Origin of the sequence: Pseudoalteromonas sp. ESRF-bin5 (assembly GCF_002632075.1) — a bacterium.
Lineage (GTDB): Bacteria > Pseudomonadota > Gammaproteobacteria > Enterobacterales > Alteromonadaceae > Pseudoalteromonas > Pseudoalteromonas marina.
The window spans coordinates 1-17,248 of the sequence record NZ_NTLW01000248.1; the positions used below are offsets into that span (position 1 = coordinate 1).

The 17,248-nt window shown below is 40.0% G+C and carries 16 protein-coding genes; 4 read left to right on the plus strand and 12 right to left on the minus strand.

Annotation, left to right across the window (positions count from 1 at the left end; all coding sequences use genetic code 11):
- The 3 genes from uvrC to BCG07_RS15310 form a co-directional block, all read right to left on the minus strand.
- Positions 1 to 1,647, minus strand: a 1,647-nt coding sequence (gene uvrC, locus BCG07_RS15300) for an excinuclease ABC subunit UvrC (RefSeq protein WP_286890958.1), incomplete at its 3' end; no start/stop codon positions are given.
- Between the two features lie 9 nt (positions 1,648 to 1,656).
- The gene (uvrY, locus tag BCG07_RS15305; protein ID WP_006794015.1) at positions 1,657 to 2,307 is read right to left on the minus strand and encodes a UvrY/SirA/GacA family response regulator transcription factor; all 651 of its coding nucleotides are present in this window, start codon (positions 2,305 to 2,307) and stop codon (positions 1,657 to 1,659) included.
- Between the two features lie 150 nt (positions 2,308 to 2,457).
- Positions 2,458 to 3,609 carry a dicarboxylate/amino acid:cation symporter gene (locus tag BCG07_RS15310; RefSeq protein WP_006794016.1) on the minus strand — a complete coding sequence of 384 codons (1,152 nt, stop codon included), beginning with the start codon at positions 3,607 to 3,609 and terminating at the stop codon, positions 2,458 to 2,460.
- 458 nt (positions 3,610 to 4,067) lie between these two features.
- On the opposite strand from BCG07_RS15310, the gene cysK reads away from it, so the two are divergent.
- Together cysK and BCG07_RS15320 are read left to right on the plus strand one after the other, a co-directional pair.
- The gene (cysK, locus tag BCG07_RS15315) at positions 4,068 to 5,036 is read left to right on the plus strand and encodes a cysteine synthase A (RefSeq protein ID WP_006794017.1); all 969 of its coding nucleotides are present in this window, start codon (positions 4,068 to 4,070) and stop codon (positions 5,034 to 5,036) included.
- Positions 5,037 to 5,179: 143 nt separating this feature from the next.
- Positions 5,180 to 5,614, plus strand: coding sequence for a hypothetical protein (locus BCG07_RS15320; RefSeq protein WP_006794018.1), 435 nt, complete (start codon positions 5,180 to 5,182; stop codon positions 5,612 to 5,614).
- A gap of 64 nt (positions 5,615 to 5,678) precedes the next feature.
- On the opposite strand, the gene BCG07_RS15325 is transcribed toward BCG07_RS15320, so the two are convergent.
- The 8 genes from BCG07_RS15325 to BCG07_RS15360 form a co-directional block, all read right to left on the minus strand.
- Positions 5,679 to 7,955 (minus strand): acyl-CoA dehydrogenase, encoded by a 2,277-nt coding sequence (locus tag BCG07_RS15325; RefSeq protein ID WP_243531044.1) that lies wholly within the window; start codon positions 7,953 to 7,955, stop codon positions 5,679 to 5,681.
- Between the two features lie 252 nt (positions 7,956 to 8,207).
- Positions 8,208 to 8,996, minus strand: coding sequence for a putative porin (locus BCG07_RS15330; protein WP_008132234.1), 789 nt, complete (start codon positions 8,994 to 8,996; stop codon positions 8,208 to 8,210).
- Between the two features lie 197 nt (positions 8,997 to 9,193).
- A complete protein-coding gene (locus BCG07_RS15335; RefSeq protein WP_006794021.1) occupies positions 9,194 to 9,568 on the minus strand; it encodes a PH domain-containing protein in 375 nt (124 codons plus the stop codon).
- Positions 9,568 to 10,476: an ABC transporter ATP-binding protein gene (locus tag BCG07_RS15340; RefSeq protein WP_010557097.1), complete on the minus strand. Its 909-nt coding sequence runs from the start codon at positions 10,474 to 10,476 to the stop codon at positions 9,568 to 9,570. The genes BCG07_RS15335 and BCG07_RS15340 overlap by 1 nt, the downstream gene beginning before the upstream one ends.
- Positions 10,473 to 11,300 (minus strand): DUF2705 family protein, encoded by an 828-nt coding sequence (locus tag BCG07_RS15345; protein WP_243531046.1) that lies wholly within the window; start codon positions 11,298 to 11,300, stop codon positions 10,473 to 10,475. The genes BCG07_RS15340 and BCG07_RS15345 overlap by 4 nt, the downstream gene beginning before the upstream one ends.
- Positions 11,301 to 11,444: 144 nt before the next feature.
- Positions 11,445 to 12,626, minus strand: coding sequence for a cystathionine beta-lyase (locus BCG07_RS15350; protein WP_243531048.1), 1,182 nt, complete (start codon positions 12,624 to 12,626; stop codon positions 11,445 to 11,447).
- 9 nt (positions 12,627 to 12,635) lie between these two features.
- Positions 12,636 to 13,556 (minus strand): NAD(+) diphosphatase, encoded by a 921-nt coding sequence (gene nudC, locus BCG07_RS15355; protein WP_243531050.1) that lies wholly within the window; start codon positions 13,554 to 13,556, stop codon positions 12,636 to 12,638.
- Positions 13,557 to 13,719: 163 nt separating this feature from the next.
- The gene (locus tag BCG07_RS15360) at positions 13,720 to 14,223 is read right to left on the minus strand and encodes a LabA-like NYN domain-containing protein (protein ID WP_243531053.1); all 504 of its coding nucleotides are present in this window, start codon (positions 14,221 to 14,223) and stop codon (positions 13,720 to 13,722) included.
- 147 nt (positions 14,224 to 14,370) lie between these two features.
- On the opposite strand from BCG07_RS15360, the gene BCG07_RS15365 reads away from it, so the two are divergent.
- Entirely contained in the window at positions 14,371 to 14,994 is a 624-nt protein-coding gene (locus BCG07_RS15365; RefSeq protein ID WP_286890967.1) for a hypothetical protein, read from the plus strand.
- A complete protein-coding gene (locus BCG07_RS15370; RefSeq protein WP_243531057.1) occupies positions 14,994 to 15,737 on the plus strand; it encodes a DUF3307 domain-containing protein in 744 nt (247 codons plus the stop codon). Before BCG07_RS15365 ends, BCG07_RS15370 begins: the two co-directional genes overlap by 1 nt.
- Before the next feature lie 55 nt (positions 15,738 to 15,792).
- Here BCG07_RS15370 and BCG07_RS15375 read toward each other — a convergent pair whose 3' ends face one another.
- Positions 15,793 to 17,190 carry a DEAD/DEAH box helicase gene (locus tag BCG07_RS15375; RefSeq protein WP_243531059.1) on the minus strand — a complete coding sequence of 466 codons (1,398 nt, stop codon included), beginning with the start codon at positions 17,188 to 17,190 and terminating at the stop codon, positions 15,793 to 15,795.
- Positions 17,191 to 17,248: the final 58 nt, after the last annotated feature.

The following is a 17,248-nucleotide window of genomic DNA, read 5'->3' on the forward strand; positions in this document are numbered from 1 at the left end:
TGTTCGCTGTTTTTGGCGCTTATTACGATGCCCAGCTATTGCAAAACGGTGAGATTCATCTCGTATATGTTGTATTAGGTGAAGTGCAGGCGCATCAGAATCCATCGGAATTGTTTTACGCCCCCCATCTATGAGTAATGTTTCTAGGCCAGGTTTACGGCTCGTTCCTTTTGCAACTCCGACTAGCAGAGGCATTTTAGAATGAGACCAATTAGAAAAATATTGCTCTGCACGCCCTAACTGTCCTTTACCGCCATCTATAAATATTACATCTGGGATTTTGTCTTCATCCACTAATTTGTTGTAACGCTTATTTAAAGCAAACTCCATGGCTGCATAATCATCACCACCGGTTATACCGGTTACATTATAGCGCCTGTATTCTTTTGTATTTGGGCCTTGCGAATCGAAAACAACGCAACTTGCTACCGTGTTTTCTCCCATAGTATGGCTTATATCAAAACATTCCATTCGCGCTATATCATCTAGGCGTAATGTTGCTTTTAATTGGGCATAGCGCTTATTAATAGAGTCTTGTGTACTTTGTTTGACAGCAATACTGTTTAACGCATTTTTATTTGCTAGTTGAAGGTATTGCGCACGCTCTCCACGTGTAACCACTTTAAGCGCCACTTTACGATCGCTTATTTGCGTCAGTGCTTCGCTTAACGCACTGCTCTCTTCTATTTCAAACGGGAGTATAATTTCTTTAGCAATGCGTCCTGTTGCACCTGGTGCTAAATAATATTGACCTAAGAATGAAGTTAAAATTTCTTGCTCGCTTGAATCTTTTGGTACTTTTGGAAAGTACGTTTTACTGCCGAGCACTTTATGATCGCGAATCATTAATAAATGTATGCCGTTTAATCCATTTAAATGCGCGAAGCCCACAACATCCATTTCTGCAAAATTACCTGAAATAGACTGCTGCTCCTGCATTTTACGCAGTAGCATTATTTGATCACGTACTTTTGCGGCAAGCTCAAAGTTGAGCTCCGCACTGGCCGCTTCCATTTTTTTTATTAGTTCGGCAATGACTTCATCCGATTTACCCGTCAAAAATTTGCGAACATAGTCAACTTGTTCACTGTAGTCTTGCTCGGTAACTTTGTTAACGCATGGCGCAGAGCAACGCTTGAGCTGATACTGCAAACAAGGGCGACTTCGGGCACGATAATAAGCATCTTCGCATTGACGAACGGGAAATATTTTTTGCATTAAACGCAAACTTTCCGAGACCGCGCCTGCACTCGGAAATGGACCAAAATACTCACCTTTTATTTTGCGGCTACCTCTATGGAACGCTAACCGCGGATGCTTATGGTTTGTTAATAAAATATAGGGATAGGACTTATCATCTCGCAGTAGAATATTATAACGAGGCTGATATTTTTTTATGAGGTTATTTTCGAGCAGTAGCGCTTCGGTTTCTGTGTTGGTCAGTGTGACTTCAATATCATTAATGTTACTGACTAAAACACGGGTTTTGCTGTCGGTAATGTTGGATCTAAAGTAACTGCTTACGCGTTTTTTTAATTGTTTAGCTTTACCAACATAAATAACTTGGTTGTCACTATCAAGCATGCGGTAAACACCGGGCTCGCTTGATAGCGTTTTTAAAAAATGTACGTGATCAAATTCAGACATATAAAAGGGTTAGTACGACACGTCTATGTCAATCATCTTATGACGAATAGCTAAATGTGTAAGTTCAACATCGCCACCTACATTCAATTTTTCAAACATTCGGTAACGATAGCTATTAACTGTTTTAGAACTGAGGTTTAAGCGCTCTGCAATATCTTGTGCTTTTTCACCTTTGGTGATCATAAGCATTATTTGAAGTTCGCGCTCTGATAAGCTCTGAAACGGATTTTCGTCTGTACGACCAGTAACCTGTGCCAGTGCTATTTGTTGTGCAATTTCAGGCGCAATGTAGCGTTGACCTGCATGGACTGAACGAATGGCACGAACCATTTCATCAGAGCCAGCTCCTTTAGTAAGAAAGCCGTGTGCACCAATTTGCATTACTTTAGACGGAAATGGGTCTTCGCAATTAACAGTAAGGACGATAATTTTTACATCTGGGCAATAGCGACAAATCTTTTTAGTTGCCTCTAATCCACCCATGCCAGGCATATTCATATCCATAAGTACAATATTAGGTGTGTGCTGTCGGCAAAACTGAACAGCGGCTTCACCGTCTTTTGCTTCACCTACAACTTTAAACCCACGCACATCATCTAATATGCGTCTGATCCCAGTTCGTACTAGTTCATGATCATCAACTAAAAGTACATTAATCAATGCAATACCCTCATTAACTCAACTACACACGTCTAAATAATTTAATTTGTCACATTAACACAGTTAAAGCGAAACAATAACTAATATTATCGCTCTCACTCAGGCACGTTAACTAAAGTTAAAAGTACTGAAATCAATGTGCCCAGCGATTTAAGAGGCTGACTTTTCACTAAAACGGTCAACCCATAATGCAATAATACCATCACCGGTAACATTACATGCCGTACCAAAGCTGTCTTGTGCTAAGTACAGTGCAATCATTAATGCCACAGCCCCTTCATTAAAGCCAAGCATGCTTGTTAAAAGCCCAAGCGCAGACATTACCGCACCACCCGGTGCACCTGGCGCTGCAATCATCACAACACCGAGCATAAATATAAATGGCAACATGCCCATTAACGATGGCACTTCCATACCTGGCGATAAAAACATAACGGCCATGGCACACGTAACAATCGTAATTGTTGAACCCGACAAATGAATGGTGGCACATAAAGGTACAGTAAAGTTTGCTACGTCTTCTTTAACATTATTTGCTTTACTTGATTGCAACGACACAGGAATAGTTGCTGCACTCGACATAGTACCTAATGCAGTAAAATAAGCCGGTAGCATATTTTTAACTAATTCAAGTGGATTACGCTTCAATAAAATGCCTGTTGCAATATATAGAACACTTAACCATAGCCAATGCATTACAAGGGCTGCAATGAGCACCACGCCAAATGTTTGCAGCGTATCAACCACTGTGCCTGCTACAGTCATTTCAGCAAATACACCGGCAATATAAAACGGTAATGCCGGAATAATCACTTTTGACAATAACGCATCTATTACATCACGACCCTGATCCGATACTTTTTTTAATGTGTCTAATTCAAGCTGGCTCATACCAATACCAAATATGAAAGCCGTAGCAAGCGCAGTCATCACCCCCATTAATGGTGGGATTTCTATATCAATAAAACTGCCTATTTCCGTGGCTACTTCAGCTTCGAATGTAATACCCCCACTTAAAAATGGGATAACAGCACTGACTAATAAAAAAGCAAGCGTGCCGGCAATGACGGTAGAGCTATATGCAAATCCAACCGTTTTACCAAGTAAGTGGCCAGAACCTTTAGGAAGCCCTGCAATACCAGAAGCAATAAAAAACAAAATAATAAGAGGAATAGTGAAGGAAATAATTTGACCAATTAACTCTTTAACCGTAAATAAGAGTTCAACACCTGTCAAAGGCACATAAAAGCCTACCAATATACCAGCCACAATGCCGGCAATTAACTTTAAAATTAACTTCATTTTTATTACTCAATTATTGTTAGATAAACGTTTTTATCATGTTTTGGTTAGCTTGTGTCATAAAACCGCTGAACTAAAGTTTGTTTGCATAAATAATCATCAATAAAAAGTGCATTTGACCTCGGTAAAGTATCATATTCAAAAATCACTCAATTTATTAGCCGTTAGGCCGCATGAGTGTCTGCGCCTATTTAAATATTTAAGCTTCTCTTTATTTTATTTATAGGTAAAAAGCCGACATAACAAACAAAAGCGTCTTATCATTAAATTAAATGTGCGCACCTAATAACAAAAGGCACAGCTAATATAGATTTTTATTTCACTTAGTTATAAGCTCAATAGATATATCTTATAGCCAAACTTTACTTTTATTTTTTTAAACTCTCAGTAAAGTGTCAACATATAGTTAGTAGCAAAGGCTATTAGCACGTTGATCAGATTGTATCCAAAGGAACATTATGTCTACTATTTTTGAAGATAACTCACTTAGTATCGGTAATACACCACTGGTAAAACTTAAACGTGTTACAGGTGGGAATGTATTCGCTAAAGTGGAAGCGCGTAACCCAAGCTTTAGTATAAAATGCCGCATTGGTGCATCGATGATTTGGGAGGCTGAAAAAGCAGGTCAGCTAACTGAGGGTAAAGAACTTATCGAGCCTACATCTGGTAATACAGGTATTGCATTGGCCTTCGTTGCCGCAGCACGTGGTTATAAACTAACGCTTACTATGCCTAACACTATGAGCTTAGAGCGTCGTAAACTTCTAAAAGCGTTGGGTGCCAACCTTGTGCTTACAGACGGTGCTAAAGGTATGAATGGTGCAATCCAAAAAGCAAAAGAGATTCAAGCCACCGATCCTGAAAAGTATATCTTGCTACAGCAGTTTGAGAATCCAGCAAACCCAAAAATACACTTTGAGACTACAGGTCCAGAAATTTTTGATGCTCTTGACGGTAAAGTGGATTACTTTGTAGCAGGCGTAGGTACTGGCGGGACTATAACAGGTGTTAGTCGTTACCTTAAAACAGAAAAAGGTCTAAACGTTAAGTCTATTGCTGTTGAGCCAACTAATTCGCCAGTGATCAGCCAAACACTTGCCGGTGAAGAAGTTAAGCCAGGGCCACATAAAATCCAAGGTATTGGCGCAGGATTTATCCCTGGAAACCTAGACATGAGCCTAATAGATGCTGCAGAGCAAGTATCTAACGAAGATGCGATTGCTATGGCACATGAGCTAATGAAAAAAGAAGGTATACTAGTGGGTATTTCATCTGGCGCTGCTGTAGTGGCAGCAAAACGCATTGCTGAAAAACCAGAAAATGCCGACAAAAATATAGTTGTAATTTTACCAAGTGCCACTGAACGTTACTTATCAAGCCCGCTATTTGATGAGGAATTTAGTGACCAAGAGCTTGTTCAATAATCATAGCTAACCATTTTTTGAAAGGATGCCTAGGCATCCTTTTTTATTATTTACTCTGCAATATCTTTTTATTTACCTTCCATGTCTTTACATATTAGCTAATTCACCACACACTTAAATAAAACTAACTAACAAAAATTAACATGAAAAAAATAACCTATTTAGTCAGCCTTATTCTGTGTTTGTTTTTAGTTGCCTGTGGCGATGATGTAAAAAAACTTGGCGATTCACCGGGTGACACTGCAACAGCCTACTTTGATGCCTTGTACAATCAGCAAGACCTTCAAAAAGCAACAACCATGGCAACACCCAACCTTACGCGAATCATGAAGTCGTACGGTACAGCTAAACAATTTACTCGTAACTTAGTTAACATGCAGTACGATGAGGTTATTATTGAAGTTGATATGACCAATATGAGTGTACGCGAACAGTATGGTGACAATGCTAAAATAAATCTTATTTTCACCGGTTATTTAAATGGTAACAAAATAGATGATATGCGTAGCGTAAAAATGCTACGTAAAAAAGGTAAATGGTATATCGACAAAATAGTTGCAGACCCATACGCACGTTAATCATTATATTAAAAAAAGGCCTTACACATGTAAGGCCTTTTTTATTTACGGTTCAAATAATTAGCTACAACTCGCCTTGCTGAAAGTTATCAACCGCTATTGCTTGCTTACGTAGCTTATTGGCATGGTGCATAGCATCGGCATCGGTTTGCGTTACTAAATCATTGTCTAATGCAAAGTTAATCGCACCTTCAATATCGAGCGTTGCAGGAATATTACCCTTGCGCTGCCATTGTTTTAAATCTTTGAATTGAGCCTGCATATCGTGCATAGCTAAAAATGCATTTTCCATTACCCCTGTACCTGCGTTTTCATCTACATAACACAAATGAGTTAAGCGATTTCTAAACACACCTGGTTGTGTCATATGCTCGCAAATACGTTGTGCAATTTCATCGCTTGGTTTTTCGTAATGATTGCCAATTGGAAATACAATACGCTTAAGCACAAAATTAATAATCGGGTTTGAGAAATTTTTGAAAAAGCCATCAAACGCTTGGCCAATTTCAAATAACGATGTTTCTATCGCATATTTAACAAAAGGTAAGTCTGCTTGTTGACGACCTTCGTCTTCGTAGCGTTTTAAAACAGTAGAAGCTAAATACAACTGGCTCAATACGTCGCCTAATCGGGCAGATATCATCTCTTTGCGTTTGAGCTCACCACCTAACATTAACATGGCTACGTCGGTACAAATAGCTAAGCCTCTGCTCATTCTGCTTAGGTGCTTGTAATAAACTGCTGTTTCGCCGCCAACAGGCGCTTTTGCAAAGTAACTACGTGTTAAACCATGTATAAATGCCATGCTGGCATTACTTACAGCAAATAATATATGGTTCATTAATAAACCATCAAATTGATTCAGAGCAGCATCGTCGTCTTCAAGTGCAGCGGCCTCCATTTCTTTTAGAACAAAGGGGTGACAACGGGTCGCACCTTGGCCAAATATCATTAAATTTCGAGTTAAAATATTTGCGCCTTCTACCGTAATAGACACCGGTATTCCCATATAACCATGTGCCAAATAGTTATTTGGTCCCACCTGAATGCCTTTGCCTGAATGAATATCCATCGCATCATTCATGACTGTACGACCCATTTCCGTCATATGGTATTTGGCAATAGCGGTGACAACCGAAGGGCTAAGTTTTAAATCGATTGCGCCAGCCGTCATTAATCGACATGACTCTAGCGTGTAAGTTAAGCCACCAATGCGAGCAAGCGCTTCTTGCACACCTTCAAATTGCCCAATAGACACACCAAATTGCTGGCGAACTACGGCATATGCTGAAGTCATTTTAGCCGCTAGGTGACCGGTTGCAGCACTTAAAGCCGGCAGCGAAATACCACGCCCTGCACTTAAACACTCCACCAGCATGCGCCAGCCACGCCCCGCACACTCTTGCCCACCGATAATCCAGTCAAGCGGAATAAACACATCTTCACCATAGGTTGTACCGTTCATAAATGCCATATTGAGTGGGTAATGGCGCTCACCTGTTTTAACTCCTGGGTGATCGGTTGGAATAAGTGCGCACGTAATACCAAGCTCTTTTTCGTCTCCTAATAAACCATCGGGGTCATACATTTTAAAAGCAAGGCCTAATACTGTGGCAACGGGTGCAAGGGTAATGTAACGTTTTGACCAGTTTAAACGTAGGCCAATTACTTCTTCACCGTTGTGCTCTCCTTTACATACAACACCAGAGTCTGGAATGCTACCGGCATCAGAGCCTGCTTCTGGGCCTGTAAGTGCAAAGCATGGAACATCTTCACCATTGGCAAGCGTTGGTAACCAGCGGTCTTGTTGCTCTTTAGTACCGTAATGCAGCAATAGCTCACCTGGCCCTAAACTATTTGGCACCATTACGGTAACCGCCGCAGTTAAACTCTTAGTCGAAATTTTTGAAACAATGGTTGAATTAGCAATCGCCGAAAACTCTCGCCCACCAAACTTTTCAGGAATGATTAATGCAAAAAAACCTTCTTTTTTTAAGTAATCCCACACTTCTTTTGGCAAGTCTTTGTCTTTTTGCACTATTTGGTAATCATCTAGCATCGCCATTAGGGTCTCAACCTGATTAGCCATAAATGCGTTTTCTTTTTCACTCAATTCTGGCTTTGGAAAATTGTGTAATTTTTTCCAATCAGGGTTACCACTAAATAGTTCTCCATCCCACCAAACATCGCCTGCTTCCATAGCCTCTCGCTCTGTTTGCGAAAGCGGTGGAAGTACTTTTTTAAACATTTTAAACGTGGGTCTACTGATCAGGTTTAAGCGGATATCTTTAACAGCAAAAATAACCACCATAACAACCAGTAAAATGATAAATACCGACATGCCTACATTCCTTTAACATTAGAAATTAATAACCTAAGTATGACCCATCTTAGTTTAAATACAATCATTGCAAATACGCTGTCTACTAAGCCTGTAAATTAGGGAATAAAGAATAAACTAGTCTGTAATTATTAATTTTGATATGGGTAAAGCAACTAAAAAATAAAACGTATAAGCCTTATCAATACAAAAGCCCGCTGCATGAGCGGGCTTATATTTTAATTAAGCTGAAAACTTAAATTGCGTTATTCATTAAAACTGAAAACGCATGTTTGCAAAGTAAGCATCATTATCAGAGTCATCGGCATTATTCTCGTAACCTACTTTAAGGCCAATATTTTTGTTAATAAAGTGCTGAGCACCAAAGCTGTAGGTATCTTGTTTATCGTAGCTTGCAAATACAGAAGTCGCTTTTGAGAAGTAGTAATTCGTTTCTGCCACCCATTGGTTTTCAGCATCATCAATACTTTCGTATTTACCTTCAAATGTTAAGTAGTTACCTTGCTGTAAATCAATAAAGTATTTAGCAGCAACGGCGCGGTAGTCAAAATCATCATCCGCAGTAACAGTTACACCAACGTAATCGGTACTGTTAAGCATATGGTTATACGCTAAATCGAATAAAGCGAAGTCTTCGCCATCTTTATTTTCAACTAGCGTCACTTTTGCAAGCAAATCTGGGTTAAAAAAGTAACCGCCTGAAATTGTATATGCTTCGTTATGATTGCCAACATCAAGGTTTGTGTATGATGCACCAATAACAAATTCATTAATAAAGTACTCACCACCAACTAACGTTGTATCGCTAAAGTCATCATCAGCGTATGCGCCGTAAATGTTGCTTTGTTTATTAATGTATTCAAATTGGTCGTACGGGCCTAATGTTTTTTTAGGTGATAGGTAATAAATAGAATCTACAGCAACGGTATCGTTATTGTCGCTGTCTTTGTAACTTAAGTTACTGATTGAGTTATAGCTGTCTGCAGCAGCCGCAGTGCTAGATAATAAAATGCTTGAAATAATAACTGCTAATTTTTTCATTGTAAGACTTCCCTATGTACATTGCGTTTTATGCTTTAGCTAAATTACTAAAGTGGGCACATGCTAACGCCGGGAAACTGAATGAAAACTTAATTAAACTATTGTATTTGTTGAGTTAATTGTAAGGAGGTGTAAGAAACTGTAAAATTAAAGTAGTTGCAACATTTAGTCAACAACTACTTAAAGTATATGTATGATTATAGAGCGTGTTGGCTAATTACTCTATAAACTTCATTAATGTTATCGCCTGCTTTAAACTCTTTTGTAAGTGGCGTTGGGTCAGAGCCAATCCAAATTTTAAGTTCAGCATCCAAATCAAAGTGCCCTGCACTCTCTTTGCTAAACTTGGTAATTTTAGAGTAAGCAATACTCACCATTTCCATTTTAGAACCAGTTACACCTTGCTTATCAATTAAAATTAAGCGCTTATTAGTAAAAATGAACATATCGCGAATAACTTTATAGGCTTTTTCGACGTGCTCACCCTCAATTAATGTATTAGCGAGTACTTTTTCTAAATCAGAATCATCAACTTCGCTTGCGTTACCCATTAATCCGCTTAATAAACCCATTATACTTTCTCCTGTTTAAAAATTTGATTTTCTAATGTATGGCCATTAACCAATTGCCTGTATTGCCAATTATGTTGGTGGCAAAACTGTAATAGTGCAATATCAAGTGCCTGCTCAGATTGTGTGTATTCAATAACATACTCTTTGTGTTGGCTCATATAAACAGAGCTTACACCATTGAGTAACTGTAACTGTTGCTCAACGTTTTCATACATCTCGTTTAGCATTAATGTGTAAAAGTGTTTGTCGGTTTGATTTACTTTTGTTTGGTGCTCACTCAATACGCCTTTATCTAAATGCAGCACTTGGGAACATAACCGCTCAAGCTCAGTTAAATCGTGCGAGCTTAAAATAAAGGTTGCTTCAGAGCTCAACGTTGACACCAACTCACGTACTTCTCTGGCATGAATAGGATCAAGTCCTGCGGTTGCCTCATCTAGCATAACAATTTGCGGCGAACCAATAAGAGCCTGCGCTATGGTTACACGTTTGCGCATACCATGAGATAAATCACCTGCACGGTTTTTAGCAATTTCACGCAGCCCAACCAAATCAAGCACGCGCAATGCTTCTGTTTGACTTTGCTTGGTACTCATACCTTGTAATTTGGCGTAAAAAGCAAGTTGTTTATCTATATTAAAACGCGGATCGAGCTGCGCATCTTGTGGTAAAGCACTGACCTTATTAAATAATGCGGCGCTGCCGGGTTTATGGCCGAGTATTTCAAGCTCACCATTGCTGGGCGCTATATAGCCGCATAACAAACTAAATAATGTCGTTTTACCCGCACCATTTGGGCCAACTAGAGCAACAGGAGCACCTTGCTCAATTTCAAAGTTCACATTATTAAGCGCAAGTTTAGACCCATACGACTTACTTAAATTACGCCCTGTAATTAATGGATTCATAGTGAGCTCCTTGCAAAAATACGTTGAGCCACTGCCAGTAACACAGCAGTTTGTACAAGTGGTATTCCCACGGCACTTAATAATGGCAGGTTTTGACCGGCGAGTTGCTCTATTTGTACACCCGGGAATAAATAATCAAGCACGCTTAATGCCGGTATTTGCCACTGTAGTAAACCCACTACAATTCCACCCGCTGTAAAATATAAAATAGCGAGTACAATTGATAACCGCGATGAACGTGCAAAAGTATTAATTAAAGTCATTAACGCCACAAACGGTGCAAATGTAACTATAAGAATTGAAAATATCGACACAGCGCGGCCAACGCCCCCTCCCAACAAACTAGGATCGCGATACCCTAATACCGCTAATGTGGCCACAAGAGTAATTGCGACCAAACACGTTAATACCGCTAATTGCCCAATAAACCGGCCAAACAAAATTTCAAATCGGGTTGAACGCAATGATAAAAACCTAAGTGTACCGCGCTCTCTGTCACCCACTGTTTGGTCACTACAAATAAATAAACTAAACACAGGAAAACTGTACAAAGCAATTAACCAATACATAGCAAACTCGGCTTCAGGCCAATCAAGAAGTTTACTCAAGCCAATTGAGCCTGAAATATCGCGGGCTATTTGCTCAAAGTTTGGGGAGCTAATAATGCTCACAGCTTGCCCTATTGGGTAGCGTAAAATAATTAACCAAACGAGTGCAAATGCCGCAAGGGCTATAAGCCCACGTTTAGTTAAAAACATACGTACAAGCTCAAATCCCGCAATTTGCGTTAATCGCCCTACGTTTATTGGTAATGGTGTTACCATTTACTATCCTTAATGACGTTGCTTATGCTTTAGTTCAAAGCCTAATATAACTACCCTAAGTGTAAACACCTTGAATTACCAGCAAAAAAAAGCCCACGAAGAGTGAGCTTTGTAACAAACCATTTAAATGTAACTAGCGCATAGTTATAAATGCTGCTTGTATACCTCTAACGCTTGGGTTAAGTCAGCTATTAAGTCATCGATATCTTCAAGGCCAATATGCAATCTAATAACCGGTCCTAGATCCCAGCCAGTGGTTGAGCGCAACCCTTTCATGGTTAAATTAGCGGTGACCAAGCTTTCAAAGCCTCCCCACGAAAAACCCATCTTAAAATGCTGAAGGCTATCTAAAAATGCATCTATGGCTTTTTGATTTCCTGTTTTCATAACAATTGAAAACAAGCCATTACTACCATCAAAATCGCGCTTAAAAAACGCATGGCCTGGGCAGGTTTCAAAGGCTGGATGGCGAATATGATCAACTAACTCATGCTGTTCAAGCCATTTTGCCACCTCTATCGCCGCCTTTTCATGCTGATTTAAACGCACGCTCATCGTGCGTAAACCGCGTAATGCTAAGTATGCATCGTCAGCACTTGTACACTGGCCTAATAAGTAAGAATGTTCGCGCAGCGTTGGCCAATATTTTTTATTAGCCACTGCAACCCCCATCATTACATCAGAATGGCCAACAATGTACTTTGTTGCCGCTTGAATACTAATATCTACGCCATGTTCTAGGGGGCGGTAATGAAGACCGTTTCCATAAGTATTATCCAGCATGGTCATTACATTATGTTCTTTGGCTACGTTTACCATGGCTGGTACGTCTTGAATTTCCATAGTTATAGAACCAGGAGATTCTAAAAATAACACCTTGGTGTTTGGCTTAATATAATCTTTTATGCCTGCACCAACTGTTGGCGGGTAATAAGTAGTGGTAATTCCTAGCCCTGCTAAAATTTTATCGCAAAAATCGCGAGTAGGCTCATACGCGTTATCAACCATTAAAATATGGTCACCACTTTTTAAAAACGACAATAGCACTTGGCTAATTGCAGCAGCCCCACACGGATAAAGTGCGCACCCTTCACCGCCTTCTAACTCGGTAATGGCCTCTTGCAATGCAAAATGTGTGGTTGTGCCACGACGCCCATAAAAAAGGGTTTTATCGCCACGCTTCTTCGCCGCTTCTTTAAGTTCTGCAACCGAATCAAATACCACCGTTGATGCGCGCTGCACAACGGGGTTTACTACACCATGGGTGTAAGCTTTTTTGCGCCCAGACGACACAAGCTGAGTATTTTTATTACTGTCACTCGACATGGTTATTCCTTATGGATTAGTACGCCAATGTTCAATTAAATAGCGAGAAATAGAATCAGTACGAGGAAGTTTTAAATGCTCTCCTTCGTCATGCCAATTACCAAAGTTTGCCAAATCTTCACGGCTAAACCACTTAGCATCGTCAAGTTCGTCTTTATCTACGTTAATTTGCTCAGACGTTGCTTTAGCAAAAAAGCCAAGCATGATAGATGAAGGAAATGGCCATGGCTGAGACGCCACATAGGTTACGTCATCAACGTCAATCCCTGCCTCTTCTTTTACCTCACGGGCAACAGCTTGCTCTAAAGTTTCACCTGGATCTACAAAGCCGGCTAATGACGAATACATTCCTGTAGGCCACACTGCTTGGCGGCCAAGCAAACATCGCTCAATGCCATCGGCAAACGTTTTAGTTACAACCATAATTACCGCAGGGTCAGTACGAGGAAAAGTAGGGTGTTTACAGCGCTCGTTTTCACATAAACGAGAATGTCCCGCTTCAACTAAGTGGTTTGTACTGCCGCAACGCCCACAAAAACGATGCGTTGCATGCCAATAGCACAACCCGCGTGCAAGCGCAGCAATAGACCCCTCTTTTATATCAATAAGCGGCCCCTGCTTACGAATGTCCATAAACTCTGCGCCACTTATAATGGGGGTAAGTGTTGTGTCATCAAGAGTAGATACATCGAGGGCAAACACCCCCTGCTGTGTGGTGTTTAAGCCTAAAAATAGCGCATTGGTTAAGTTTAGCTGTGCAATTTTCTCGTACGGTAAAAACTTTATTTGAGGCGTATTTTTAATAAATAATGTCTCGTTGTTTTTTACCAAAAGCCACACGCTTTGCGACGACAATTGACCTTTGAGCCATATTGGGTCTTTACGCACATTGGAGCATCTATCAAGCGGCATATCACTGTAGTTGAGCATGTAAATCCTTAATTACTCGTTATCGCTTAAAATTAACATAACCACCTAGTAAACCCAATTGATTACAACAATAAAAAAAGCCTATATTAGGTTTAAATGAACTATATAGGCTCTGTATTAAAAACTCTCATGTTGCAGGCACTTAGCCTCTGTTTTTTAAGCTTTAAAGTAATAAACTATCATCAATCAAATGAAACTGTTCTGCACTTTGCTTAAGTACTTCGGCGGTTAACTTATCTGCCCCGTATACATCACACGGCACATTATATTGATTTTTTAAATGCCCAAGTAACAGTGCAAAATCGCCATCGCCCGATAGCAAAATTACTTTATCGAGATTTTTTCCATGCTCTAACATATCTATCGTTATGCCTACATCCCAGTCGCCTTTTGCACTGCCATCTCGGCGCTGAATAAACGGCTTTAGTTTTACCTCAAACCCAATCGCTCTCAAAATATTTTGAAACTGATTTTGCTTTTCATCTCCACGATAAATAGCGTAAGCAAACGCACAATCTATTTCGTACTGCTCCTGGATAACTCGCCAAAAAGCATTGTAATCAAAGTTTTTGCTATAGCTTTCTCTACACGTGTAATAAATGTTTTGTACGTCAACAAATATGCCTACACGCGGTTTAATGTTTTGCTGCGAGTTAAATGAAGTCATGTAATGCCCTAGTTAGAATAATAGCTATAGCGAAATAATTTAAACTCAGTGTACCTTGCTATTTGCTTTTAAGTAACCTAAATTAGTTACATAACGCTATGTAACCATTTATGGTTACATTTTAAATAGTAACTAATTTGGATTGTTATGATTGGTGTGATCAGCGGCGATATTATTAAATCGCAAACTATTCCTAAACAGCAATACGATGCCATGCTTTATGAGCTAGAGCAAAGTTTACGTTGTGTATCGGGCGAGAGTACACTTTGGAATATTTATCGAGGCGACTCTTTTCAATTACAAATTAATAACCCTGAGTATATGTTTAAGCATGCCGTTTTAATTTATTTATATTTAAAGGCATCAGGGTATCAAGTCAGACAAAGTATGGCTATTGGGGAAATAGATAACCCGCGCAATGATATAAAAACAGCTACAGGTTCAGCATTTACTCTTTCGGGTCATGGCCTTGATAAAATAGCCAATCAACGGTTTTTATTTAATACGCCTCCTCAAAACATCCATGAAAGTTTAAACCTCAATTTAGCCTTTGCTGATGTACTCCTTACTAAAATAACACAAAAACAAGCCAATGCTTTGTACGCCTATTTAACCAGTACAGATAATAGCCATGCAGCTTTAGCAAAAGATCTTAAAACCAGCAGAGAAAACGTAACTAAGCTACTTAATTTGGCCCATTACCAACTTATCGAACGGTTTTTAGAACATGCGAGCAACATCATAAAAAATATAAATCAAGGGAGAAGCTAATGGCTTTTTCGCTTTTACTCGTAGCCCTAATTATTGGCCATTTATTGGCTGATTTTTACTGGCAACCTATGAGCTGGGTTAACGACAGAAACTCCCGCCACTTCAAGGCAACTAAACTGTATTTTCATGTATTGGTCCATGGGGTCACTAGCGCAATAATTATTAGCGCTTGGGAATACACTTATGGCTGGCAACAAATTAGCAGTGTTGTAATAGCAACCGCCGTTATTATGCTTAGCCATTACGCAATTGATATAGCCAAATCTTACTCAAGCAAAGGTGTCGTGCCCTTTTTAATAGATCAATTTGCCCACATAGCCGTAATAATCTATTTAAGCGTATGGCTGAGCGATAATACACACTTTTTAGACACCCTATATTCACTTGTCACTAACCCTAATGTGCTGTGGGTTGTGTGCGGTTATTTAATTATTTTAAGCCCAAGTGCAGTATTTATTAGAATGATGCTAGAGCGTTTAACGGGTAACTTTAGCAGTAAAGGCAGCTTAGTACTTGCAGGGCAAAGTATTGGCATGTTGGAGCGCGTGTTAATGCTGAGCTTTATTTTACTCGATCAATTTGCGGGTGTTGGATTTTTATTAGCGGCTAAGTCGGTCTTTAGATTTGGCGATTTAAGCGCCAGTAAAGATAAAAAGCTCACCGAATACGTAATGTTAGGCACACTACTTAGCGTAAGTGTAACTTTGTTTGTAGGTTTAATGGTAAAGTATTTAATACATTAAAAAACGCGCTACCGTTTAAAGTAAGCGCGTTTTTATTAAAACTAACTAAACCTAGTTAGTCATTATTAGTTGGACGGCGACGGCGCTGACCGTTTCCGCCTACCGACTGACGCTTTGCCCAAGGGTTTTGTGCGTTATCATCTTTTTTAGCAGCAGGCTTTTTAGAGCCACCACGGCGAGGGCCAGTACCGTTGCCGCCATTATTTGGCTTTTTACTATTTGGCTTACTGCTATCAGATTTAGGTTTGTTAAAAGGTTGCTTTTTCTTTGGCTTTTTAGCAGGTAATGGGCGTGCATCTAATGCGCGTTCTGCTACTGGGTTTACTGGTTCAAAGCCCTCTTCTTCAGCACGAGGAATAAGCTCACCAATAAAGCGTTCAATACCGTATAAATCGACTGCATCATCAACTGTAACAAACGAAATTGCATGGCCCGATGCACCCGCACGTCCTGTACGGCCAATACGGTGAACGTAATCTTCATACACATTAGGTAAGTCGTAGTTAACAACATGCGGAAGCTCAACAATATCAAGGCCGCGTGCCACAATATCAGTGGCTACAAGTACACGTACTTCGCCACTTTTAAAACCATCTAACGCTTTTACACGTGCGCCTTGTGATTTATTACCATGAATAGCTGCGCCTACGATATCGTCGCGCTCAAGTTGTTTAACCAAACGGTTTGCACCGTGCTTAGTGCGGCTAAATACTAAAACTTGCTGCCAATCGTTACTACGAATTAAATGGCTTAGTAAAGCTGTTTTACGGCCTTTATCTACCGCGTAAACGCTTTGCGTTACACTTTTAGCTGTGGTGTTTTTTGCAGCGACTGAAATTTCAACCGGATCGTTTATTAATCCTTTAGCTAACGCTCGAATATCATCTGAAAACGTAGCCGAAAACATGAGGTTTTGGCGCTTAGCAGGCATTTTAGCAATAAGGCGTTTAATGTCGTGAATAAACCCCATGTCGAGCATGCGGTCGGCTTCATCTAAAACGAGCACTTCTACGCTATCAAACTTAACGGCATTTTGATTATGTAAATCAATTAAACGCCCAGGCGTTGCCACTAAAATATCGACACCTTTACGCAAGCGCTGCATTTGCGGATTAATTTTAACCCCACCATACACAACAAACGAACTCACGTTTGAATGCTTAGCGTACTCTTCAACGTTTTCGCTTACCTGAAGTGCAAGTTCACGTGTAGGCGCTAAAATAAGCGCACGTACATGGTTACTTTTTGCATTTGGGCCCGTAGATAAACGTTCGATAAGTGGAAGCGTAAAACCCGCTGTTTTACCTGTGCCAGTTTGTGCTGCCGCCATTACATCGCGACGCTCTATAATTGCAGGAATTGCTTGAGCCTGAATTGGCGTTGGCGTTTCATAGCCCTTTTCTAAAACCGCATTAACTAAAGACTGTGATAAACCTAGACCTTCAAAACTCATATAAACTCTCTTTTAAATAAGGCCAAAACGGCCAGTTGCGCGCATTATACCTGTCGTG

Excerpts from the sequence above, each read along its gene's own strand:
- BCG07_RS15350 (WP_243531048.1), bottom strand. The coding sequence starts at position 12,626 with ATGTCGAGTGACAGTAATAAAAATACTCAGCTTGTGTCGTCTGGGCGC.
- cysK (WP_006794017.1), top strand. The coding sequence starts at position 4,068 with ATGTCTACTATTTTTGAAGATAACTCACTTAGTATCGGTAATACACCA.
- BCG07_RS15320 (WP_006794018.1), top strand. The coding sequence starts at position 5,180 with ATGAAAAAAATAACCTATTTAGTCAGCCTTATTCTGTGTTTGTTTTTA.
- nudC (WP_243531050.1), bottom strand. The coding sequence starts at position 13,556 with ATGCTCAACTACAGTGATATGCCGCTTGATAGATGCTCCAATGTGCGT.
- BCG07_RS15345 (WP_243531046.1), bottom strand. The coding sequence starts at position 11,300 with ATGGTAACACCATTACCAATAAACGTAGGGCGATTAACGCAAATTGCG.
- BCG07_RS15365 (WP_286890967.1), top strand. The coding sequence starts at position 14,371 with ATGATTGGTGTGATCAGCGGCGATATTATTAAATCGCAAACTATTCCT.
- BCG07_RS15370 (WP_243531057.1), top strand. The coding sequence starts at position 14,994 with ATGGCTTTTTCGCTTTTACTCGTAGCCCTAATTATTGGCCATTTATTG.
- BCG07_RS15325 (WP_243531044.1), bottom strand. The coding sequence starts at position 7,955 with ATGTCGGTATTTATCATTTTACTGGTTGTTATGGTGGTTATTTTTGCT.
- BCG07_RS15375 (WP_243531059.1), bottom strand. The coding sequence starts at position 17,190 with ATGAGTTTTGAAGGTCTAGGTTTATCACAGTCTTTAGTTAATGCGGTT.
- BCG07_RS15340 (WP_010557097.1), bottom strand. The coding sequence starts at position 10,476 with ATGAATCCATTAATTACAGGGCGTAATTTAAGTAAGTCGTATGGGTCT.
- BCG07_RS15330 (WP_008132234.1), bottom strand. The coding sequence starts at position 8,996 with ATGAAAAAATTAGCAGTTATTATTTCAAGCATTTTATTATCTAGCACT.
- BCG07_RS15310 (WP_006794016.1), bottom strand. The coding sequence starts at position 3,609 with ATGAAGTTAATTTTAAAGTTAATTGCCGGCATTGTGGCTGGTATATTG.
- BCG07_RS15335 (WP_006794021.1), bottom strand. The coding sequence starts at position 9,568 with ATGGGTTTATTAAGCGGATTAATGGGTAACGCAAGCGAAGTTGATGAT.
- BCG07_RS15360 (WP_243531053.1), bottom strand. The coding sequence starts at position 14,223 with ATGACTTCATTTAACTCGCAGCAAAACATTAAACCGCGTGTAGGCATA.